The following is a 20,423-nucleotide window of genomic DNA, read 5'->3' as shown; positions in this document are numbered from 1 at the left end:
AGTTCGGTCTCTATCCTCCGTGGGCGTAAGAAATTTGAGTGAATCTGACCTTAGTACGAGAGGACCGGGTTGGACGAACCTATGGTGTATCGGTTGTGACGCCAGTTGCATTGCCGAGTAGCTAAGTTCGGAAGGGATAACCGCTGAAAGCATCTAAGTGGGAAGCCCATCATGAGATAAGATTTCTATAAGACAGCTTGTAGACTACGAGCTTGATAGGTCGCATGTGTAAGCGCAGTAATGTGTTGAGCTGAGCGATACTAATTAGTCTTTTTGCTTTATTTAACTTTTACTTTTAAGTTCACTTCTATTTGATATTGTTTTTTAAGTGTGAAAATATCGCTTAATAGACTTGCAAAGGTCGAAAAAAAGAATTAAATATACCAAGAATTAAATTTTTGGTGTGTCGATAGCGGCGGGGAAACACCTGATACCATCCCGAACTCAGCAGTTAAGCCCGCTTGCGCCGAAGGTAGTGCCAGGGTAACTTGGTGTGAGACTAGGAAGACGCACCTTCTATATAAAAAGCCAGGTCAATGATCTGGCTTTTTTTTTGCCTTTTTTTAAGATTAAATTAAATATGACATTGTCGATCCTTACCTTAAGGATTACTCGTTTCTTTTTATTTTGTATGAACTACAGGATAGAAGAAACTTTATCGAATACTTCTTCGACACTTATTAGATCCATCATATCATCTTCTTTTACACGAAAGCGCCATGGAACTTCAGCTGGAGACTTATGGAAGTACTTTTTTAAGGCTCTAGGGTAGGCATTAATACAATTGTCTATTTGTCCGAATGGTCCAGTGTACTCTGGAGGAACTGCCGTATATAAACCTATTACTGGCCTATTTAAAGCTGCTGCCATATGGGCCGGGCCTGAGTCTGGTGCGATAACCATTTTTGATTTTAGAAATACATTCTTCAGCTCATTTAATGTTGTTCTTCCGCATAGATTTATTATATTTGCTTTTGATTCTTTTTCGATGGTGTCACAAATATCCTTGTCGCTTGGTACACCTGTAAGAACGATTGAAAGTTTTAAGTTGTCCTCAATGTGATTTATTAATTCAATATAACTTTTTGTAGGCCATGTTCTCTGAAGTGACGATGCCTTTGGGTGGATAACAATAAAGTTGTCTGAAGGAAGCTGTGAAATTTCTTCTTTTTTATAAGGAAGGTTAAACTCAATTTCCTTCGATTCGATACCTAAATAATCACTGAAGCCAAGAAAAGCATTAACAGAATGCTCTTTTTTGAATGGGATTGATTCAGATGTGAATACTTTTTGGAGATCGCGTCCTCTTTTTGAGTCAAAACCAATTTTTCTCTTTGCCTTGATAAAAGGATAGATAAAGTTAATTCTTAAGTTTGCTTGAGTACAAAGAAGTACATCAAAGTTGTAAGGAGCAAAGACTCTTTTTAATTTAAAATAATCCTTTAACTTCTTCGGTTTATCTATTTTTATAAGCTCAATATCTTCAATACCTTCTATTAGAGGGGCAAATGTATTACTTGTAATATAATAGATCTTAGCATTTGGGTAAGCCTTACGAATGCGATTAAGCATTGGCAGGGTCCAAATAATGTCTCCGAGGGCCGAAGTTCGCATGATGGCAATTGAGTTAATTTGATCAGATTTCATTTGGCTATTATAGTGATATTTTTGTGAAAAAGAAAGGCCCACTTTGTGTGGGCCTTAAAGTATTTGGCTAATTTAAAAAATTAGAACTTTAATTGAACACCAGCTGCTGCCATTGATGCATCATTTTGAGTTGCACCAGCATCAACTTCATATGTTAGGTAAGTGATATTGAAGTCAATATTCTTATTAAACATATATCTATAGTGAGCTGCAATTTGAGTGTAGTCATTATTAAGGTCTTTCTCGTCACGATTTTGATAAGTAACAGAGAAAACATTCTTGTTTAGCATATAAGTGATACCTGCAAGGATACGATTGATTTCGTTATCAGCTGCAGTTGTATCATTATTTTCAATACTATAACCAAGGTTGATCTTGAAGCTTCCCATTCCTAGGTTAACACCAGCTAAAGTATAGTTGCTATCTTCAGTTGCTCCACTTGCCCATTGGTCATAGCCAGCGTAAACGTCTAGGTCTACCTTTTCCATTTTTCTTTGGTATCTAACTAGACCTGAGTAGTGAGTATCACCGTAGTTCGCTGCTGGATCGTTATCATTTCCGTTTCCACGATCTGTTGAAAGAGCAATTGTTAGTCCACCCATGCTTGGTGTTTCATATGAGAACATGTCTGTTCTTGCACGGTATCTAAAGCCAAGTCCACCTGAAGCTGCACCGTCAATTCTTGCACTTGTGTCAGAACCTGCCATTGAAGCTACTGTTGAGCTTAGTGGATCAGACTTAAGCATGACATAATCAAGTGGAGTATATGTTTGACCCATTTTGAATGTACCAAATGATGTCTTTGCTCCAATTGCTGCTTGTCTCATTCTGATTCTGTAGTCGTTACCAGCATTCCCTTTAGTTGAGTTAAGTCCCATCTCTAGTACGTAAGTACCTTCAATCCCTTCAACACCCCATTTTCCTTTAGCTCCAAGTCTAGACTCTGAAGAATCTACGTCAACAAAGCCTGAAAAAGAAGTTCTGTTTGAGTCTTCGTTGTCAGTGTAAAGTGCAACTCTGTTTAATTTTCCATAAATTGTTGGCGCATCAATTGTTGCTGTCGCCGCGATTGTTGGAATTGCAACTAGAGAAGCTGCAACTGTCATTAGTTTTCTCATAATTCTCTCCATGAATAAATAATCTAATATAAATATTAAAGCGATAGCTAATAAATATGGCAAGTTAAATACCCGAAAAAATATAATGATGATTTAATGAAGAGGGCATGGTATAAGGCATCATGAAGAAAAATTTAGAAAATATGGTTTTACTTGGTACAGCAACTAGACCCCACGGAATTAAGGGAGCGTTTGTATTTAACCTTGAAAATAAGGTTAATAGTGTTCTTGGAAATGGCTCGAAGTTTATGGCCATACCGCTAAGTGGAAGTAAAATTAGTAAAGATGGTGAAGAAAAAGAAATTAAAACAATTTCTTTTGGTAATAAAGTCATCGCATATCTAAGTGGTGTTGATAATCGCAATATTACTGAAGAAATGCTTCCTTTTGAAATCTATGTTAGTCGTGATATTTTTCCAGATATTGAAGAAGAAGACGAATTTTATATGTCGGATATTGTGGGTTTAGATGTCTATGACCTAGAGAAGGAAGATGTTGTGGGCAAGGTTGTGAAGTATTTTGATAATGGGGCCCATATTGTTCTCGTTACGAAAGTAAATGGAAAGCATGTGGATATCCCATTTGTTGATCATTTTGTTAAGTTAGTTAATTTAGAAGAGAATCGTGTGGAGTGCTATATTCCACATCTTATGTAATGAAAAAAGTTTGGGTTTTAACATTATTTCCAGAGTTCTTTGCCGCCTTCAAAGATAGTGGTGTAATTGGTAAGTTTCTGGGGAATGAAGTTGAGTTTAATACGCTTTACCTGGGTGATTTTTCACCAAAAAGTTTTAAAGGCGTTGATGGTGCACCATATGGTGGAGGGCCAGGTATGGTTATTCGCGCTGATGTGCTAGAGCGTGGAATTGGCCATATTCTTAAAACTCAATCGCTTGATAAGTCTCAATTGGAGATTATATATACTTCTCCTCGTGGGGCCGTTTTTAATAATGAAGAAGCAAAAGAATTGGCCAAAGACTTTCAACAGAATAACAAGCAATATGTTTTTATCTGTGGCCGCTATGAAGGAATTGATGAGCGCTTCATATCTCAGTATGTAACAAAAGTGATCTCGCTAGGGGATTATGTTCTATCTGGTGGAGAGTTGGCCGTCATGACTATTATTGATGCCATGATGAGATTTTTACCAAAAGCACTTGGAAATGAAGATAGTGCAATTCTTGATTCTTTTGAGGATGGACTAATTGAAGGACCGGTTTATACCAGACCTGCCGAATTTAATAATATGAAGGTTCCTGATGTATTGTTAGAGGGAAATCATAAATTGATTGATGAATTTAATCACAGTAAAAAACTAGAATACACAAAGAAGTATAGGCCAGATTTATATAAAGCCTATATGAGAAATAAAGATTAAGGATATACTTAAAAATGAAAGATAATATTTATCTAGGATTAGTACACCACCCAATTAAAAATAAAAGAGATGATATTGTTACGACTTCTGTAACTAATCTTGATATTCACGATATTGCTAGAAGCTGTCGTACATTTGGAATTAAGAACTATTTTATTGTGACGCCACTTGAGGCCCAACATAAATTAGTTAACAGAATCCTCGGGCACTGGGAAGAGGATGATGCTGGTGTTTATAATCCTGATCGTCAGGATGCACTTGCAATTGCGCGTCTAGTAAATTCAGTTGAAGAAGGAATTAATAAAATCAAGGAGATAGAAGGCGTTGAGCCTTTAGTTTGTGTTACGGGAGCGAATTTTGACTCAAATAACGGTGTAGAAACCGACCTGATCAATAATGCGCGCCTTGACAAAAAGCCTATCTTCCTGTTATTTGGTACAGGATGGGGTCTTCACGCACAAGTACTCGAACGGGCACATTTCGCGCTTGAACCAATTTTTGGTGGAAGCGCAGATGGATATAATCATTTGTCTGTTCGCTCGGCAGTTGCCATCTATTTAGATCGACTGAATAGTGCCTCTAAGACTTTGAAATAGAATTTACTTAAGAACAACACTGTGTTGGTCCTCTGAGAAGTTCAAAACGTTATTGTAGGAGTTCGTAATGAATTTAGTAGACGTTGTAAATGAAAATTACAAGAACGCAAATGTAGAGTCTTTCCCAACTTTTAAAACTGGGGATACTGTTGCTGTTCACGCAAGAATCACTGAAGGTCAAAAATCTCGTATTCAGATTTTCCAAGGTGTAGTTATTGCAATGAAAGAAGCTGGAAAACTTACTGGTCACTTCAGAGTTAGAAAAGTTTCTTCTGGAATTGGTGTTGAAAGGGTATTCCCATTCCATTCACCAAACGTAGAAAAGATTGAGATCGTTCAAAGAGGTAAATCTAGAAGATCTAAGCTTTACTACCTAAGAGATCGTTCAGGTAAATCTGCACGTATCGCAATTGACTACGATAGAAAGTAATTTAAAAAACTATTTAAGTCATAAAGAGGCCCGCTTTATAGTGGGCCTTCTTTTTTAAGCTATGTTTGAAAACCAATTTATTACAAATCATAAATTTATCTTAGCAACTGATGAAGTTGGCAGAGGCCCTCTTGCAGGACCTGTTGTTACATGTGCAGTTAAGGTATCGATAGCTAACTTAGATATTCTAATTGAAACACTTAAGTCAGTAGGAGTTACTGACTCTAAGAAGTTAACACTGAAGAAGATGGAGAGCATCCTTGATCAATTAGGTGTTCAAAAATTTTTGAAAAAAAATGAACATGAATTATTCGAGTATAGTGTTGAGAAGGTTACTCCTAAGAAAATTGATGAGCTTAATATTTTTCAAGCAAGCTTACTAGGGATGAAAAAAAGCTGCCACAGTCTTCTTTGTGATTCAAAATCTGTAGTTCTAGTAGATGGGAAGTTTCCATTTTCATCTAAGAGAATTAAAGAAATTCACCCAATCATTAAAGGTGACTCAAAGTCGTCACTAATAGGTTTGGCGTCAATCATTGCGAAAGTATGTCGTGATCACATTATGATTAAAGAAGCTAAGAAATATCCTCATTACGGATTTGAAAAAAATGCTGGATATCCTACCGCCGTCCATCGCAATGCCATTCAAGAATATGGTATTACCCCGATTCATCGTAAATCATTTAAAGGGGTAAAAGAATTTGTCACGCAAGAAAATCGTTAAAGGTATCTCATTAGAGATTGAAAAATCTCGCATTGTTCACGGCGAATCTGTTCCTCTTTTGATTTGTCCTACGATGCTGCGCCGTCTGGGATGTGGCCAAGTAGATATTGCTGGGATCTATAAGTATAATGGAGAGTTTATAATTAGGCTTTTTGAAGTAAAGTCCAGTGGCTTCATGACTAACACTCAGAAGCAAAGATTGTTAAATAGCGCTCATTTTATCTCTTCATACTTTGAAATATCGTGCACAGTGTCGCTAGTTTGAACAACATTTACCTTGCATCGAACGAGGCCTTCTTTTACAATTTTCATATGGTTAAAAAATTATTCTTAATTACTCTTTTTATTTCAACAACTTTTACTAGCTTTCAAGCTAAAGCAGACATGGATCCTCGTGTGAAAATTGTCGCATTAAATGCAGGATATGGAACTGTTGGTGGGGCGCTTCTTGGAACTGCTGCAATGGCATTCGGTTCTTCTGGCCGCTCTGTTGCGATTGGTGCATCTCTTGGACTTTATGCTGGCTTAATCTTTGGTGGTTATATTGTTGGTAGTCACGAGTATAGAAAGAATAATCGTATGCAACCAAGTCAGGAAAATTATTATTACCCTGATACCAATGATAGTCCTTATCAGGATTCGCGCTTTCAAGGCGGTGGGTATAATTATCAAGGATCAGTTAATCAGGACGGCTTCTCTTTAGAAGGCCCGGCCGAAATTGGTTTTAAACAAGAACGCCCAGGCCAAGATTTTTATGTGAATCTTTTAAATTATCAGTTCTGAAAAGTACGCTTCTTCTGACCGTAGAATTGTGAAAGTTCTGTATCGTCAGTTTCGAATTCGTTAATTAGGATTTCCATTGCGTCGAAATTGTAGATTTTAAAAACTTTTAAAAACTCAGGAGCAACATTAGAAAGCCTAACTTGATCACGTCTTTTGTTTAAGGCTTTAATTGTATCAACAAATACACCTATTCCAGATGAGCCAACAAAGTTAAGGGCCGTTAGGTCAAGAGTGATTAGTGAAGTAGGATGAGTGTTAGTGATAGTTGCTAACTCCTGCTTAAGAGGAATGATATTTTCATAATCCATTCCACCTTCGATATGAACAGTGATATTTCCTGTTGAATCAGTACGTACTCTTGCTTGCATTGTCATTTAAACTCCTTCTTCTACAAAATAACAGCATCTGATATTAATTATAACGCATGGCGCACTAGGATTTTAGATGGAAGTTATTTCTTATGTAAGTTATAAATAAAGAGAATCATTAACAATTAGGATTAAACTTGAGACTAACACTCGTAACAACACCAATAGGAAACCTTGGAGATATAACTGAGAATATGCGTCAAGTATTTGCAAGTTGTGATCTTGTTCTTGCTGAAGATACTCGTGTTTTTCGATCTCTTTTATCAAAACTAGAAATAGAGCGCTCGAATTTGAAAGTTGTTTCATTCAACGATCACTCTCAAGACAGCCTGCCTTATTTTCTAGAACTAATTAAGGCAGCACAAATGCCAATCCTTGTTTCAGATGCTGGGAGTCCGATTATCTCTGATCCTGGACATATTTTAGTGAAAGAGCTTCTTAAAGAAGGCGGCGAAGTTACTTCTGTCGCAGGACCAAGTGCAGTTACTGTAGCTCTTGAATTAAGTGGAATGGCACCAAATCCATTCTGCTTCTATGGGTTCTTACCTCGAAAAAAAGGCGAAATCTCAACAAAATTTCGCCAAGCTTATCAAGCAAATGTAACATCTCTCTTCTTTGAATCTCCTCATCGTGTTCATGGAACACTTAAGCAGTTATCGCAAGAGTTTCCTGAGGCACAAGTAAGTGTTTGCCGAGAGCTGACAAAGAAGTTTGAGGAGTGCGTTCGCTTTTATGCCAAGGACTTTAAAGAAGAGATGATTAATACTAAAGGAGAATTTGTTCTTGTAATCTCATGGCCTAAGTTAGAAGGGGCAAGTAATACTACAAATGAGGAGATTGAGAAGCTAGCGCAGAACTACCTTGGGAAACAGACACCAAAAAATCTCGCAAAACTACTAGCAAAAATTACTAATCGAAAGACACAAGATATTTATCAAGGGCTTACTTCTAAATAATCCTTTTTTTCCAGTGTCTTATTGCTAGTAAAAATTTCTAATCCAAGTTAAAATTAAATAAATTGGAGTTAGAATGATCGTTAAAGTCATTGGAGGCCACGGTGGAGTCTCTCCACAGTGTCGAGCAACATCGTACTTAGTGGATGATAAATTATTAATTGATGCAGGATCTGTAGCAACAGGTATAAGTGTAAAAGAACAAACAGAGATAGATAATATTCTTATTTCACATTCTCATCTCGATCATATTTCTGATTTGGCCTTTCTGGCCGATAATTGCTTTGGTTTAAAAGGTTATCCGTTCTATATTTGGACTTCCAATGAAGTACAATCAAGTATTCAAAAACATTTACTCAATGATGAGATTTGGCCCGACTTTACAAAACTTCCAACCAAAAGTGATCCTACCTTAAAGTTTTCTAATATTGAAAGTGGAGAAACAAAAAAGATTGGTGAGTATACTGTTCATGCAATCAAAGTTAATCACTTTGCTGGCTCTCTCGGCTTTATTATTGAAAAGGATGATAGTGCAATCATCTTTACACAAGACACGGGCCCAACGGATGCTATCTGGGAAAAGGCCAAATCTATTAATAATATCAAAGCTATCTTTTCAGAAGTGAGCTTTCCTAATTCACTCCTTCAATTAGCGATAGACAGTCGTCATCATACGGCCGAGACGATGGGCCTTGAAGTTAAAAAGATGCCTAAGGATATTCCTATATTCTTGGGGCATCTAAAGCCAAATTTCTTAGATCAGCTAACGAAAGAAATTGCTGCTATTAATAAAGATGGCCGCATTAATATTCTTAATTCGGAAAATAAGTCCTATAAGTTTTAAGAGATTTTTATAGTCAAAAATTTATTTTCGTGAGATATCTCTTGCCGTGAATAATATAGATACTTTCCATTGTCAAAAACTTGAAAGCACGTTTCTTACACGTCTAACTCAACTATGTGGTAAGGAGAGTTTTAGACCAAAACTTGATCACATCAGAGATTATCTTGTCCATGATAGACGTGTCATTGAGTCGCGATCTAAGGTTATTATAGTCGGTGGAACAAATGGAAAGGGTGAGACTTGCCATAGTTTAAGCTATCTATATAAGAGAGCAGGTTTCACAAGCTGCTTGTGGACTTCTCCTCATGTTCTTTCAATTACTGAACGATTTAAAATAAATGAAAAGAATATTTCTATTGAGGAGTTAACTGAGTTACTTAATGAGCATGAAGAAGTTATCAAAGATCTTAAACTCTCTTTTTATGAAGCCTTATTTGTGCTTTTCATAAAATTTTCTCTTAAGCATGAAACTGATTTCGTCATTCTCGAAGTTGGCCTCGGTGGACGTTTCGATGCAACAAATATTTTTACAAGGCCAGTTGCTGCAATAACTTCTATTGGCCTAGATCATACAGAAATCTTGGGGAGTACTTTAAAAGAAATTTTATTTGAGAAATACGGTATAACACGTATGGGTGGAAAGCTACTTGAAAATGTAGAGCAAACTTTTCTAAAAGATATTCTATCTCAATGGTGTGGTCGTGATGATATTGCTTTAACTTCTGTCACACAACAAAAACAGTTAGCTTACTTTGAGAAGAATAGACAAATGGCAATTGCTCTCTATCAGGAGTCGACTGGGAGAAAACTCGATGAAGAAGGTATTTCTAAAATAGAGTGGCCTGTAACACCTGGACGTTGGGATCGTTTGAGTATTGAAGGTAGAGATTTTGTTTTTGTTGGAGCTCACAATCAACTTGGCCATAAGGAATTATTAAAAAGTATTTCAGATTGCCAAGGACAAGAGCTATATGATGTTCTGATAAGTTTTTCTTCTGGAAGAGAGGCACAGATCAAATCCACTCTAAAGCTATACGAAACATATCCTTGTGTTATTAAGTCCATTAATGTTTTAAGTTATGAGCACGAAAGGGCGCTTAGTAAAGAAACACTTCAACAAAACTTAAAGACGGGCACAAAAGTGTATGAATTGCACAATTTTCTCGATACAATATTAAGTACTAATGAGGAAATTGACGCAAAAAAACAATCAAATATCGAATCTCTTAGATCTGGTTCCAACAAAATACTTGTTGTGGGCTCTTATTACTTTATCGCTTGTATGCAAAAGTATCTTCGTTCTAAGTTTTCAAAATAATATCTACGCAGACACTCCAAAGGTTTTGGCCTTTGGTGAAAATGATGAAGTCCAAATTCTTTCTGATAAAGCTTATCGTAAAAGTAGTGATAACTCTTATGAGGCACATGGTAATGTTATTATCAAACTTGGAACTGATACGATCTACGGTGAAAAGGCCAGTATCTCTCTAGCGACAAAAATTGGTAAAATTTGGGGGAATGTACGTTATGCTGGGCCAAAGTTTAATCTCTATGGAACAGAAATTTCATACTCTCTACAAAAGGCAGAGTTTTCTGTTAAAAATGCAAAGCTAGTTGATGAAAACTTTGTTTTAAGAGGGAAGGAAATCGTTCGCCATGATAGTGGTGTCTTTAAAGCGATTGAAGCTGAGTTTACAACTTGTAAGGATTGTCCTGAGTCTTGGAGTATTCAAGGTCAAGAAGTGACAGTTGTTCCAGATGACTATATTAGTTTAAAGCATGCTTTTGTAAAAATTAATGGTGTTATTATAGTTTATATTCCATATGTTTCGCTGCCGATCAGAAAGGTAAGAGAGTCAGGACTTCTATTTCCAACAATTGGGCTTGATTTTGATGAAGGTTTTTACTTTAAACAACCAATTTTTTGGGCCATCAATGATAATAGTGACGCTACATTTGCTCCTACTGTTTTTGGAAAACGTGGAAATGGACTAGCCGTTGAGTATAGAAATACGCTTGGTAAATATTCTAATATTGAGTTTGATGGAAAAACTGTAAATGATAAAATATGGCAACCAGGAAAGCTAGATCTTGAGCCTAGTGGAAAAGATGAAATCAGAGGAGCCTACAAGCTTAATTATTTCTATCATCCAAATAATAAATTATCGTTTTGGGCGAACTCTACATACCTAACAGATCTAGATATTCAAAGTGACTATGAAGAGTATTTTGAAAAAAATATCTATATGGGAAGTGAGAAGGGATCACGTCTTTCTACTGACTATATGGGAGACTCTGTTATTGCAAACTTATACTCAAGTTTTATGAGTAATAGTATCTTTAGTGACCCCGAAGGTTTTGATACTGACTATGTTCAAAATACTGCAAGATTTGGTGTCGGTCATAGGCCATTTAATATTTTCAATTCGAAAGGTATTCTATCTAAAATTAATTTTTATCAAAATTTAAAATTTGATTATTTCAAACAAGATGTTGTGAATGAAAACTTATATTATAGAAATATTCAGCGTTTCGATTATAATCCATCTCTAGAGTTTGTCTTAAGGCCTATCTCACATATTAATATAAAAATGGAATCGGGTCTTGATGCTCAATACTATGTTCTGCCAACTGAGAAATCAGAAAAACAGAATGGGTACAAGTATGGGAACTATGTTAATACATCAATGTGGGTGGATATTGAAAAGGTATATGGACGTGCCTATATCCAGGAAGAGATTGTTAAGCCTGTACTCATTGAAGATACAGAGAGAAATTTAATTTCTAAAATTCCTCGCTCAGAAAGTGAAGAGCTAGACGTTAGAAAGTTGTATCGCTCTTCTTATAAGCATAGTCTTAAATTTGGTCTTAATCACTTTTATTATAATGCACAAAAATATCGTGGAAATGAAAGACTAGGTGACCAGTTTGCTCTTCTTGAGGATAATGGACGTTTTGACGAAAGAGATATTATTAGAGGTCGAAATAATACTCTTCAAGATGTATCGACTCGAACTGACTTGCCGGAATCTAATACAATTGAATTAGTATTTAATAATAATATATTGAAAAAAACACCTAAACCTAATTATCAGATGTTTAAGAATTTCAATTATCAACTTGATAACTATGAATATTCAAAAATTGCGTACTTCAATATTTCACAAGGTCTAATTCTAGAAGATAATGAAGATTCTACGACAGATACAAGTGAGCGATTAACAAGGCTTGCAATCCTAAGTGGATTAAACCTTAATAACTTCTCGTTAAATCTTTCAGAGTATTACTTCCATACGGAGAGTAAACATATTACTTCATTAAGTATGAGACATGACCTAAGAAGATTTCAGTATGAGCTTGGATTTAATTACGACTCCTTCTCCGAAGATCGTCGCTACTTTACAATTGATGTAGACTTTGAATTGAATGATATCCTTTCATTTAGAACTGGTTATTATTATGATTTTGAACTTGAAAGAGTTTATGAGTCCTATCTTGGTACTCGATATAATCCTTTAAATAATTGTTGGGTATTTGATATTGAGTATAGACAAAAAGATGAGTTTGTTAACAATAAGCTAAATCTCGACCAATCGATTTCGCTAAAAATCCTTATTAACTACAATGCTAAGAATTTTGATTCGGTTTTTGGAGTAACTCTGTGAAGTTAGTCTTTGTCGACTTCGAAGATAGTTTTACAAATAATATACTTTCTTACTTTAATGAATTTGACTTTAAAATCGAAGTTGTTAACTTTCGAAAACTTTCTCATTCAAATATTGCTCATTATTTTAATAATAATCTTGTTGTACTTGGCCCAGGTCCTGGCCATCCAGATGAGTATTTGAACCTTTTTAAAGATGCAGGGATTGAATTAACTGATTTTAAAGCTGAGCTACAAAAAGCAAGACGTTTAATCGGTATATGTCTTGGACACCAAATGATTCTTTATTTGTTAGATGAATTAAAAGTTGTGAGAAGCTCTATACCGATGCATGGCCAAGCAGTTGAGATTGAGATAGGCGAGGGCCAAGCTTTATTTGATTGTTTCAGTGAAGCTGATAGAAAAGTTCTCAGAAGAGCTAAGCTTCAGCGATATAACTCTTTAACTTTGCAGATTAGTAGTGGAGATTATTACTCTGGTAAGTGGGAAAGTGAAACTCAGCTTGTTTTTGATAAACATAATGAATTATTAATGGCATATAGGCCAAATCGTTTTCTAACTATGCAGTTTCATCCTGAGTCTGTAGGTACTTCATGCAATAATATCCTCTTTCAAGCAATGAATAAGTTTTTCATGTAGAATTATCGAGATGAGAATTGTACTTGAAGGTATATACGATAAAAGAGGATTTAAATTTGCCAATGAGATGGCAAGAGGAACCTATTGTTTTGACTTTAGGCCAAGAAGTTTTAACTTCATCCAAGGTTATGTCGTAGAGGAGCTTTTGAGAGATTCTTTAATCAGACTCGAAGATATTATTGAACTTCATTTTGAAAACGACTCACCAGTCGTCATTGATTCGGTTATTGAACAGGTCACAAAAATACATCCAAATATTAGAATAAACTACGGTCAAAGTGGTCTGCATTCTAAAGATGAATTAGAGAGGGCCGGTAAGCCATTTTCAATAATTTATGATATTTCAGATTCCAATGTTTATGAAAAGATACAGTCTCACTTATGTCAAAGTGTTGTTTTTTCATATGAAGACATTCATCGTATGGCAGATCAAGGCCAACTTAATATCTTTATTGTGAATTTCTACACAAAAGTAATGGCCACTAAGAATAAGAATTTTGAATTAGGTGTTAAGTTAAACTGGGATTCTAATCTTTCAATCTCTATTATTGAGCAACTTGATCCTGACTACATAAAATATGAAATCTCATCTCAAGTTGAACGTTGCTATCGTAATATCGATATTCCTAAGTTATCAGAATACTTTGGCGCTACGATAAAGGCCCTTGCTATTTAATAGCTTTTGATGAATAAATAATCTATGAATATTTTACTCTCAAATGACGATGGATACTCTGCTGAAGGAATTCAGTGTCTTTACGAAAGCCTAAAAGATATTGCCAATGTTGCTATTGTTGCTCCAGATAAAGAGCGCTCAGCGACTTCTCAGGCACTTACTCTTCATGATCCGATTAGAGTAGAAAAAATAAATGACTATACATTTAGTTGTAATGGATATCCTGCTGATAGCGTATTGATTGGAATTAACTCGGTTTTAGACTTTAGACCAGACCTCGTAATTTCAGGAATCAATCATGGTGCTAACCTGGGACAAGATATCTATTATTCAGGAACTGTTGGTGCTGCTAGGCAGGCCGTATTTCAAGGAATTAGGGCCATCGCTGTTTCAACAGTAATGAGATCAAGTGATGAAGTTAGACACTTTAAAACGGCCGCTGAGGTCGTTAGAAAGTTAGTAAAAGATAAGTCTGAAACTCTTTTAGAAATGCCAGAGTGCTCGCTGTTAAATATTAACGTACCAAATGTGTCGGTTAACGAAGTTGGCGAAATCGTTTGGACAACACCTCAAATGAGAAGATACAGTGAAGAAGTGTATGAAAGGGTAGATCAAATGGGCCGCCAGTATTTTTGGATTGGTGGGTCGCCTTTAGAGATCGATCCTGACACCACTTCAGATCATCATGCGATTATGAACGGAAATATTTCGTTTTCTTTCCTAAACCTTTTGAATTTTTCGTCCGATGTATTCCATGAATGGGCGGCAAAAATTTCCAAGTGATTTTTAATAGTTGATTATTTTTGTCCTCATTTGCGATTTAAACGAATGAGGACAAATGAAGAAGTCATTGCTATTTCTTGCGACATTACTGACGATACTTAGTTGTACGACCCTTAAAAATGGCCGCTATATTAAGCTAACAGATAATTATAATGCTGAGAAACTGGCCGATATTTTTAATATTCCACAATGGCAAATTGAAGAATTTAATAAGGGTGCCGCTTTTAAGAAGGGTGACACAATATTTTTACCTTATAAGAATGGAATTCTTTATAATCGAGTTGAAGGTAGGTCAATTTCTTCAATTAACTATCAAAAACTTCGCAAGAGCTCTCGTTTTTTATGGCCGGTTCCTTCGTCTAACCGTGTAACCTCTGGCTATGGACATCGCTGGGGAAGACCTCATGAGGGAATTGATATTGCTGCTCGTAAGGGGACCTATATTGTTTCTGCTGATGCAGGAGTTGTTGTTTTCAGTGGACGTAAGTCTGGTTACGGGAATATTACTGTTGTTTCACATGTTGGTGGCTTCTTTACGATCTATGCTCATAATCATAAAAATTACACAAGAAAAGGTCAAAAAGTTGCTCGTGGCCAAGTTATCGCAGCTGTAGGTAATACTGGAAAATCAACAGGTGACCACTTACACTTTGAAATTAGACATGACTCTAAGGCCTTTGATCCATTAGAGTTTTTTCACAAGCACTAGATCTAATAACTTAAAGTACATAAGTGCTGTGTTAACTGCGTCCTCGAGCGCAGTGTGAGCAACATCTCCCATATTTAAAAACTTCATTAATTTTGAACCGGACTCGCATTCTGCAGGGATTAGTTCCATATCAATTAATCCGTAAGCAATGCATGAGAGGTCAAGTTGGCGATGTTCGAAGTATTTTCTCATAAAATCCCAACCTAGGTCACGAGTCATGAATGGAAGATCTATAGCACTCATAGATTTACCAAATAATGTAATTTTCTTATTCCCAAAATACTCTCTAACTTCTTCAGACTCAAAGTAACTAATTAGTTCTTGCTTAAAGATCTCAATTGATAGGCCTTCGGCATGAGCTTTATCGATCAATTCTTTATTGTGATCAATAACCCATTGATTTAAATTAGGCTTGAGCTCTTCAAAGCTTGGGCATTTTATATAGAAATGTTTTTTTAGTTCTTTATTTATTGTTTTTGTTTTTGCACAAAAGGGAACCATTGCAAATTCGATGATTAAGTCTTTTTCTTCTAGTCCTGTTGCTTCAATATCGAATGATAAATAACGCATAGTTTTTCCCTTTTTGAGTTTATAAATATGAAATAGTAATCAATGAATTATACTTTTGAATTATATCTTTGACTAGTAGGCCACATGCTAATAAGTCATCATTAATAACACAAAGCTTACAGACTTTCTCTCCGTCACAACTTGAAGCAATTGGTATCTCTTTTCTTCTTAAGAACTCAAGAACTGTTAAGTTCATATCGAATTCACTAACCGATAATATCCAAGACTTTTGAGAGGCTCTACCATTTAGAGTTACTTGCACGTTAATTGGCCATTTCTAGGATCTTTATAAGTACTTAATCCATTGTTAAGCTCAAGTATCGTAAGATTTCCAAGTGCTGGAGTGTAGTATTGAGCAGTACCTTGTTCAGTTTTTGTCTCTCCATAGATTTCAGAAATCGTTCTTTTAGGGTTTTGAAGGACAAGTGACCTTTTTGTATTCATATACTGTTGAGCATATGAAACTTGAGGAAAGTTATTAATAAGGTCAGTTAATACTTGAGCATTATATGTTATGCCATTCATTAAAAGAAGGTACCTTCTTCCTTGATTCTGCTCACTTAAGCATAGTGCTGTGTAATTATCATTTTCAAAATTTGATAAAAGAACATCACCAATCGAATCTCCAACTTCAGGGAGAGAGCTTGTCACACCAATAATGTAATTATTATTATCTTTATAATGAGAAAACGTATTGTAGTATGACTTTTTAGGTCTTTTTAAAATCGCCATATTTGAGTCGTGTAATTTAGAGTCAAATGAACAGCTATAGTTACCTCTTCTAAACAGGTAGTTGGAATTGTAGCTACCGATACTATTATGATTTTTTGCATATGTTGTAAGTTTATTTAGTCTCTTTACGTAGCTTAGCCTTTCAAATAGTTCGTTCTCTCGTACTCCTTGGGCCCCACGGAAATATAATCTCTTCAGTGCTCTGTTTTTGAATAATTCTGCCTGATTATCTTTAATGTATTGCTCTAGTGATTTTGAAGCATAGACATATTCACTCACATTTCTCTCAATTAATGCAAGTCTTGACCTTATTGATAATGGCTTCTTGTAAAATTTTGCCATTCGAGAAACAGCATTCATAAAGGCAAAGTCATTTTGCTTCTGTGGAATACTATTGATAAAAAACTCTTTCCCTGCAACCTTAGCAATGAGTAGGGTATGAGAATTTAATGTCGTTGCATGTGGTGCGAAGTAAAGTTGAGATAGTGTAAAGTTTAATATCTGATTGCGATAACTAGAGTTACTAGATTTAGAGCTAATGAGTTTGACTACTTCTTGTTCATTTTTTTCATTATCTAATAGTATATTATTTTTCTTTTCAACAATTGGACAAGTGTGGTTGATACTTTGTGAAGTATTTAGTTTCTTTTCCACCTCTGAGCAACTAGTCAGTGCGGTCATTGCTATTAGTAGAAAAATGAAACTTTTAAGTTTATTCATTTTAAGCTTTGTAATTATCATTTTTATGAAACTCTTCATTCTCTTCGTAATAAATTTCAAGCTCTGAATCATTACCTCCAATATTATTTGAATTAAATGAATCATTAAGCTCTTGTATTACTTTCGTTACAGCTTTTTGTTTTCCAGAGATTTCGATTATGATCCAAAGACCTTTCTCATTAACTGCTGTGTGGGTAATATTATAGGCCATTTCTTTTGAGTTTAAGAATTGAGTTACCTGATCAAACGCTTTTTCTTGATATGGTGTCGTTCTGGCCGGTGGAGAAGGAATAAAATATGTAAAAGTTTGTTTATTATTAGGCTCTTTATTCCTGTTGAAAATACTCATCTATTCCCCGTAAGTTTTTATGATTACGTCTAATTATAAACGTCCTTATTGTTAAATGGAAATGTTTACCCATTTATTTTTTTTCTGCTTTTTTCATTATTGTGCGTTATAATTTAATTGATCGACAGGATGTCGTAGCAAGAGATAGGCATGAAGCCGAAAAAATGGAGGGCCAGTTGCAGGGCCCTCTTTTTTTTACTCAAAAATTTCGTTATCAAAATTCTTATTTAAATCTTTAATCGTCATTCCATCTGCTAAATTCAAAACTATAAACTTTCCATTTTCAACTTTAAAACTTCCACATTCAGTTACAACATAATCGACAACACTTTTTCCAGTAAGCGGCAAGTTACATTGTGGTAAAAGTTTTGGCTCACCAGTTTTACTAAAGTGTCTCATCATAACAATGATGTTTTTAGCACCATTTACTAGATCCATAGCGCCACCCATACCTGTTATTTTCTTACCAGGGATCTTCCAATTGGCAAGAGAGCCTTGTGTATCAACTTCCATTCCTCCTAGAACACAGAAGTCGATATGGCCTCCTCTGATCATTCCAAAGCTCATGGAACTATCAAAGAAGCTAGCTCCTTTTTCAACAGTAATGGTTTCTTTACCGGCATTAATTAGTGTAGCCGATACTTCAGATTCAGTTGGGTTATCTCCAACCCCAAGAACGCCATTTTCACTATGAATGATATAGCTATGATTCTTTGGAAGCTGTGATGGAATTATAGTAGGTAGCCCAATTCCTAAATTAATTGTTGAGTTCTCTTTGAAAAGAGTCGTTACTTCTTTTGCCATTTGTTCTTTTGTCCACATATTTAAGACTCCCTTGTTTTTAAGAATTCAATGGCATTCTCATAATTAGTACCTTGATAAACACGTTGAACAAAGACGCCTGGGATATGAACATCCTCAGGCTTAATATCACCGAGCTCGACAATCTCTTCAACTTCAACAATCGTTGTCTTTGCGGCCATGGCCATAAGGGGAGAGAAGTTACGTGCGGTTTCTTTAAACCATAGATTTCCATATTGATCTGCTTTTTGTGCCTTGATAATAGCAAAGTCTGCGTGAAGCGCTTCTTCTAGGATACAAGGTCGGTCAAACTCCTTTACCTCTTTTCCTTCGGCCACTTCGGTTCCATAACCAGTAGGAGTGTAGAAAGCACGTATTCCCATACCTGCCGCTCTAATTCTTTCACTGAGAGTTCCTTGAGGTACTAATTCAATTTCAATTTCATTGGCAAACATAGCCGCCTCTAGATCCGGATTTCCCCCCACATATGAACAGAAGCCTTTTGAAATCATTTTCTTTTTTAAAAGTTTAACAAGTCCTCGTCCCGAGTTCCCAATATTATTTGAGATGACCTTCAAATCATTTAACTCCATTTGAGCTAATTGGTTAATTGAGTTTTCTGGTATTCCACAAAGGCCAAAGCCTCCACTCATAATTGTTGAACCGCTCGTTACATCCTTAAGTGCTTCTTGAGCACTTGGAAATATTTTACTGTACATGTGAGTCCTCGATTATATTTAATAGTTTATCTAAGCAATTTTCTAACTCAAGAGGAGAGTAGTTTAAGTATGGACAAAGAATAAGAGATCGCTTTGTTATATTAATAAATAGGCCATTGTCGATTAGCTTATTCCATAATTGATTTGCTTCAATAATGTTATCATTAAGGTCAATGGCCATTAGTAGACCTATATGCCTAACTGCAGAGATTGATTTTGAATTATCAATCTTGTGCTTGAATGTCTCTAATAATTGAAAGTTCTCTTCTCTAGTTTTTATAAAGTTTTCATCTTTAATTATTGTTAGAACTTCATCAAGTATACGTAGTCCTATCGGGTGGCCTGCATTTGTGAGTCCACAGCTTAATGTATTATCATCAAAGAATGATGCATTGTTTTCACTAACAAAAACTGCTCCAAATGGAAAAAAACCACCTGAAATATTTTTAGCAAGTGTAATAAAGTCAGGCCTTAGATTATTGAAGTTTTGGAAACCAAAGTTAGTACTTGTACGCCCAAAACCGCAGACAACTTCGTCTAAGATTAGTTTTATCCCTGTCTCTTGGCATAGCTTAGAAATTTCATCATAATAACTTTGCGGAGGGATAAATACGCCGTTTCCACCTGTTATTACTTCAAGGCAGATTGCTGCGATATTAGTGCTTCCAATTTTATTGATAATTTCTCTTGTTTTGACTAAGTCTGGGTCATTAAAGAAGTTAGGAATGAATGCATGGAAGTTTGAAGGGATTCCAGCTCCATCTCGACGCCAATCACCCGTAAGAGCTAAGGCCCCTAGAGTTGCACCATGGTATGATGTCTCGCATGAGAGGATGAATTGTCGGCCAGTTATTTGTCTCGCCATTTTTATGGCATTTTCATTTGATTCGGCACCCGAAGTTGTATAAAAAATTCGCCCCTCAATTCCTATGACATTTAGAAGTTTTTGAGACACTGAATTCTTTAAACGATATTGACACTTAGGAATTGCCATTGGCATTGATTGGATTTGCTCGATCATTGCATCTTCAATTTGCTTATTGCGAATTCCAAATGATTGATGGTAACTACCAGAGGAAAGGTCATAGATTTTCTTTCCTTCGGGTGTAAGGTAACCCCATTCAAAAGTCTTGTCGATGTCGATTTTCTTGGCCTGGTTTTGTTTTGTCCATGTGTGAAAAAAAGGTAGGTGGGCCATAAACTCTCACTTTAAAATCTAA

General features: G+C 35.7%; 25 protein-coding genes and 2 rRNA genes. 17 read left to right on the top strand and 10 right to left on the bottom strand.

Annotated elements, in window-relative coordinates:
* Both M902_RS08695 and rrf read left to right on the top strand, forming a co-directional pair.
* A 23S ribosomal RNA gene (locus tag M902_RS08695) occupies nt 1–285 on the top strand; the annotation flags it as partial.
* Nucleotides 286–399: 114 nt separating this feature from the next.
* Nucleotides 400–516, top strand: a 5S ribosomal RNA gene (gene rrf / locus M902_RS08690).
* 120 nt (nt 517–636) lie between these two features.
* Here the strand turns inward: rrf and M902_RS08685 are convergent.
* The gene (locus M902_RS08685; RefSeq protein WP_156979788.1) at nt 637–1,647 is read right to left on the bottom strand and encodes a glycosyltransferase family 9 protein; all 1,011 of its coding nucleotides are present in this window, start codon (nt 1,645–1,647) and stop codon (nt 637–639) included.
* A gap of 80 nt (nt 1,648–1,727) precedes the next feature.
* The gene (locus M902_RS08680; RefSeq protein WP_021267344.1) at nt 1,728–2,765 is read right to left on the bottom strand and encodes a porin; all 1,038 of its coding nucleotides are present in this window, start codon (nt 2,763–2,765) and stop codon (nt 1,728–1,730) included.
* A gap of 122 nt (nt 2,766–2,887) precedes the next feature.
* Here M902_RS08680 and rimM point away from each other — a divergent pair, with 122 nt between their 5' ends.
* From rimM to M902_RS08645, 7 genes are all read left to right on the top strand, one after another.
* Nucleotides 2,888–3,421 carry a ribosome maturation factor RimM gene (gene rimM / locus M902_RS08675; protein WP_021267165.1) on the top strand — a complete coding sequence of 178 codons (534 nt, stop codon included), beginning with the start codon at nt 2,888–2,890 and terminating at the stop codon, nt 3,419–3,421.
* Nucleotides 3,421–4,143 (top strand): tRNA (guanosine(37)-N1)-methyltransferase TrmD, encoded by a 723-nt coding sequence (gene trmD / locus M902_RS08670; RefSeq protein WP_021267284.1) that lies wholly within the window; start codon nt 3,421–3,423, stop codon nt 4,141–4,143. Before rimM ends, trmD begins: the two co-directional genes overlap by 1 nt.
* Nucleotides 4,144–4,157: 14 nt before the next feature.
* Nucleotides 4,158–4,739: an RNA methyltransferase gene (locus M902_RS08665; RefSeq protein WP_021267303.1), complete on the top strand. Its 582-nt coding sequence runs from the start codon at nt 4,158–4,160 to the stop codon at nt 4,737–4,739.
* 67 nt (nt 4,740–4,806) lie between these two features.
* Complete coding sequence (gene rplS / locus M902_RS08660) at nt 4,807–5,169, top strand: 50S ribosomal protein L19 (RefSeq protein WP_021267203.1); 363 nt, start codon at nt 4,807–4,809, stop codon at nt 5,167–5,169.
* A 61-nt stretch (nt 5,170–5,230) separates the two neighbouring features.
* The gene (locus tag M902_RS08655; RefSeq protein ID WP_021267291.1) at nt 5,231–5,893 is read left to right on the top strand and encodes a ribonuclease HII; all 663 of its coding nucleotides are present in this window, start codon (nt 5,231–5,233) and stop codon (nt 5,891–5,893) included.
* Entirely contained in the window at nt 5,871–6,158 is a 288-nt protein-coding gene (locus tag M902_RS08650) for a hypothetical protein (protein ID WP_040314494.1), read from the top strand. Before M902_RS08655 ends, M902_RS08650 begins: the two co-directional genes overlap by 23 nt.
* Before the next feature lie 47 nt (nt 6,159–6,205).
* Complete coding sequence (locus M902_RS08645; RefSeq protein ID WP_021267310.1) at nt 6,206–6,676, top strand: hypothetical protein; 471 nt, start codon at nt 6,206–6,208, stop codon at nt 6,674–6,676.
* On the opposite strand, the gene M902_RS08640 is transcribed toward M902_RS08645, so the two are convergent.
* A complete protein-coding gene (locus M902_RS08640; protein ID WP_021267371.1) occupies nt 6,667–7,050 on the bottom strand; it encodes an STAS domain-containing protein in 384 nt (127 codons plus the stop codon). The genes M902_RS08645 and M902_RS08640 overlap by 10 nt on opposite strands.
* Before the next feature lie 131 nt (nt 7,051–7,181).
* Here M902_RS08640 and rsmI point away from each other — a divergent pair, with 131 nt between their 5' ends.
* The 8 genes from rsmI (at nt 7,182) to M902_RS15930 (ending at nt 15,312) form a co-directional block, all read left to right on the top strand.
* Complete coding sequence (gene rsmI, locus M902_RS08635) at nt 7,182–8,000, top strand: 16S rRNA (cytidine(1402)-2'-O)-methyltransferase (RefSeq protein ID WP_021267183.1); 819 nt, start codon at nt 7,182–7,184, stop codon at nt 7,998–8,000.
* A gap of 73 nt (nt 8,001–8,073) precedes the next feature.
* Entirely contained in the window at nt 8,074–8,841 is a 768-nt protein-coding gene (locus M902_RS08630; protein WP_021267258.1) for a 3',5'-cyclic-nucleotide phosphodiesterase, read from the top strand.
* 46 nt (nt 8,842–8,887) lie between these two features.
* A complete protein-coding gene (locus M902_RS16630; protein ID WP_021267369.1) occupies nt 8,888–10,159 on the top strand; it encodes a Mur ligase central domain protein in 1,272 nt (423 codons plus the stop codon).
* A complete protein-coding gene (locus M902_RS08620) occupies nt 10,095–12,506 on the top strand; it encodes an LPS-assembly protein LptD (protein WP_040314493.1) in 2,412 nt (803 codons plus the stop codon). The genes M902_RS16630 and M902_RS08620 overlap by 65 nt, the downstream gene beginning before the upstream one ends.
* Nucleotides 12,503–13,144: an aminodeoxychorismate/anthranilate synthase component II gene (locus tag M902_RS15935; RefSeq protein WP_021267193.1), complete on the top strand. Its 642-nt coding sequence runs from the start codon at nt 12,503–12,505 to the stop codon at nt 13,142–13,144. Before M902_RS08620 ends, M902_RS15935 begins: the two co-directional genes overlap by 4 nt.
* Nucleotides 13,145–13,154: 10 nt before the next feature.
* The gene (locus M902_RS08610; RefSeq protein WP_021267335.1) at nt 13,155–13,820 is read left to right on the top strand and encodes a hypothetical protein; all 666 of its coding nucleotides are present in this window, start codon (nt 13,155–13,157) and stop codon (nt 13,818–13,820) included.
* Between the two features lie 24 nt (nt 13,821–13,844).
* Nucleotides 13,845–14,603: a 5'/3'-nucleotidase SurE gene (gene surE, locus M902_RS08605; protein ID WP_021267215.1), complete on the top strand. Its 759-nt coding sequence runs from the start codon at nt 13,845–13,847 to the stop codon at nt 14,601–14,603.
* Between the two features lie 55 nt (nt 14,604–14,658).
* A complete protein-coding gene (locus M902_RS15930) occupies nt 14,659–15,312 on the top strand; it encodes a M23 family metallopeptidase (RefSeq protein ID WP_021267148.1) in 654 nt (217 codons plus the stop codon).
* Here M902_RS15930 and M902_RS08595 read toward each other — a convergent pair.
* From M902_RS08595 to M902_RS08565, 7 genes are all read right to left on the bottom strand, one after another.
* On the bottom strand, nt 15,289–15,882 hold the full coding sequence (locus tag M902_RS08595; protein WP_021267360.1) for an exonuclease domain-containing protein: 594 nt from the start codon (nt 15,880–15,882) through the stop codon (nt 15,289–15,291). The two genes, M902_RS15930 and M902_RS08595, sit on opposite strands and share 24 nt — an antisense overlap.
* 19 nt (nt 15,883–15,901) lie before the next feature.
* A complete protein-coding gene (locus tag M902_RS08590) occupies nt 15,902–16,078 on the bottom strand; it encodes a hypothetical protein (RefSeq protein WP_021267164.1) in 177 nt (58 codons plus the stop codon).
* A 56-nt stretch (nt 16,079–16,134) separates the two neighbouring features.
* Nucleotides 16,135–17,334: a hypothetical protein gene (locus M902_RS08585; protein WP_156979784.1), complete on the bottom strand. Its 1,200-nt coding sequence runs from the start codon at nt 17,332–17,334 to the stop codon at nt 16,135–16,137.
* 1 nt (nt 17,335) lies between these two features.
* Nucleotides 17,336–17,683, bottom strand: coding sequence for a hypothetical protein (locus M902_RS08580; protein WP_021267198.1), 348 nt, complete (start codon nt 17,681–17,683; stop codon nt 17,336–17,338).
* Nucleotides 17,684–17,878: 195 nt separating this feature from the next.
* The gene (locus M902_RS08575) at nt 17,879–18,505 is read right to left on the bottom strand and encodes a 3-oxoacid CoA-transferase subunit B (RefSeq protein ID WP_021267354.1); all 627 of its coding nucleotides are present in this window, start codon (nt 18,503–18,505) and stop codon (nt 17,879–17,881) included.
* A gap of 2 nt (nt 18,506–18,507) precedes the next feature.
* Nucleotides 18,508–19,203 (bottom strand): CoA transferase subunit A, encoded by a 696-nt coding sequence (locus M902_RS08570; RefSeq protein ID WP_021267361.1) that lies wholly within the window; start codon nt 19,201–19,203, stop codon nt 18,508–18,510.
* Complete coding sequence (locus tag M902_RS08565) at nt 19,193–20,401, bottom strand: aminotransferase class III-fold pyridoxal phosphate-dependent enzyme (protein WP_021267262.1); 1,209 nt, start codon at nt 20,399–20,401, stop codon at nt 19,193–19,195. The genes M902_RS08570 and M902_RS08565 overlap by 11 nt, the downstream gene beginning before the upstream one ends.
* Nucleotides 20,402–20,423: the final 22 nt, after the last annotated feature.

The organism is Bacteriovorax sp. BAL6_X (assembly GCF_000443995.1).
Taxonomy (GTDB): domain Bacteria; phylum Bdellovibrionota; class Bacteriovoracia; order Bacteriovoracales; family Bacteriovoracaceae; genus Halobacteriovorax_A.
This window is presented reverse-complemented; position numbering and strand designations above follow the sequence as displayed.

Excerpts from the sequence above, each read along its gene's own strand:
- M902_RS08685 (WP_156979788.1), bottom strand. The coding sequence starts at position 1,647 with ATGAAATCTGATCAAATTAACTCAATTGCCATCATGCGAACTTCGGCC.
- M902_RS08680 (WP_021267344.1), bottom strand. The coding sequence starts at position 2,765 with ATGAGAAAACTAATGACAGTTGCAGCTTCTCTAGTTGCAATTCCAACA.
- rimM (WP_021267165.1), top strand. The coding sequence starts at position 2,888 with ATGAAGAAAAATTTAGAAAATATGGTTTTACTTGGTACAGCAACTAGA.
- trmD (WP_021267284.1), top strand. The coding sequence starts at position 3,421 with ATGAAAAAAGTTTGGGTTTTAACATTATTTCCAGAGTTCTTTGCCGCC.
- M902_RS08665 (WP_021267303.1), top strand. The coding sequence starts at position 4,158 with ATGAAAGATAATATTTATCTAGGATTAGTACACCACCCAATTAAAAAT.
- rplS (WP_021267203.1), top strand. The coding sequence starts at position 4,807 with ATGAATTTAGTAGACGTTGTAAATGAAAATTACAAGAACGCAAATGTA.
- M902_RS08655 (WP_021267291.1), top strand. The coding sequence starts at position 5,231 with ATGTTTGAAAACCAATTTATTACAAATCATAAATTTATCTTAGCAACT.
- M902_RS08645 (WP_021267310.1), top strand. The coding sequence starts at position 6,206 with ATGGTTAAAAAATTATTCTTAATTACTCTTTTTATTTCAACAACTTTT.
- M902_RS08640 (WP_021267371.1), bottom strand. The coding sequence starts at position 7,050 with ATGACAATGCAAGCAAGAGTACGTACTGATTCAACAGGAAATATCACT.
- M902_RS08630 (WP_021267258.1), top strand. The coding sequence starts at position 8,074 with ATGATCGTTAAAGTCATTGGAGGCCACGGTGGAGTCTCTCCACAGTGT.
- M902_RS08610 (WP_021267335.1), top strand. The coding sequence starts at position 13,155 with ATGAGAATTGTACTTGAAGGTATATACGATAAAAGAGGATTTAAATTT.
- surE (WP_021267215.1), top strand. The coding sequence starts at position 13,845 with ATGAATATTTTACTCTCAAATGACGATGGATACTCTGCTGAAGGAATT.
- M902_RS15930 (WP_021267148.1), top strand. The coding sequence starts at position 14,659 with ATGAAGAAGTCATTGCTATTTCTTGCGACATTACTGACGATACTTAGT.
- M902_RS08595 (WP_021267360.1), bottom strand. The coding sequence starts at position 15,882 with ATGCGTTATTTATCATTCGATATTGAAGCAACAGGACTAGAAGAAAAA.
- M902_RS08590 (WP_021267164.1), bottom strand. The coding sequence starts at position 16,078 with ATGAACTTAACAGTTCTTGAGTTCTTAAGAAGAAAAGAGATACCAATT.
- M902_RS08585 (WP_156979784.1), bottom strand. The coding sequence starts at position 17,334 with ATGAATAAACTTAAAAGTTTCATTTTTCTACTAATAGCAATGACCGCA.
- M902_RS08580 (WP_021267198.1), bottom strand. The coding sequence starts at position 17,683 with ATGAGTATTTTCAACAGGAATAAAGAGCCTAATAATAAACAAACTTTT.
- M902_RS08575 (WP_021267354.1), bottom strand. The coding sequence starts at position 18,505 with ATGTGGACAAAAGAACAAATGGCAAAAGAAGTAACGACTCTTTTCAAA.
- M902_RS08570 (WP_021267361.1), bottom strand. The coding sequence starts at position 19,203 with ATGTACAGTAAAATATTTCCAAGTGCTCAAGAAGCACTTAAGGATGTA.
- M902_RS08565 (WP_021267262.1), bottom strand. The coding sequence starts at position 20,401 with ATGGCCCACCTACCTTTTTTTCACACATGGACAAAACAAAACCAGGCC.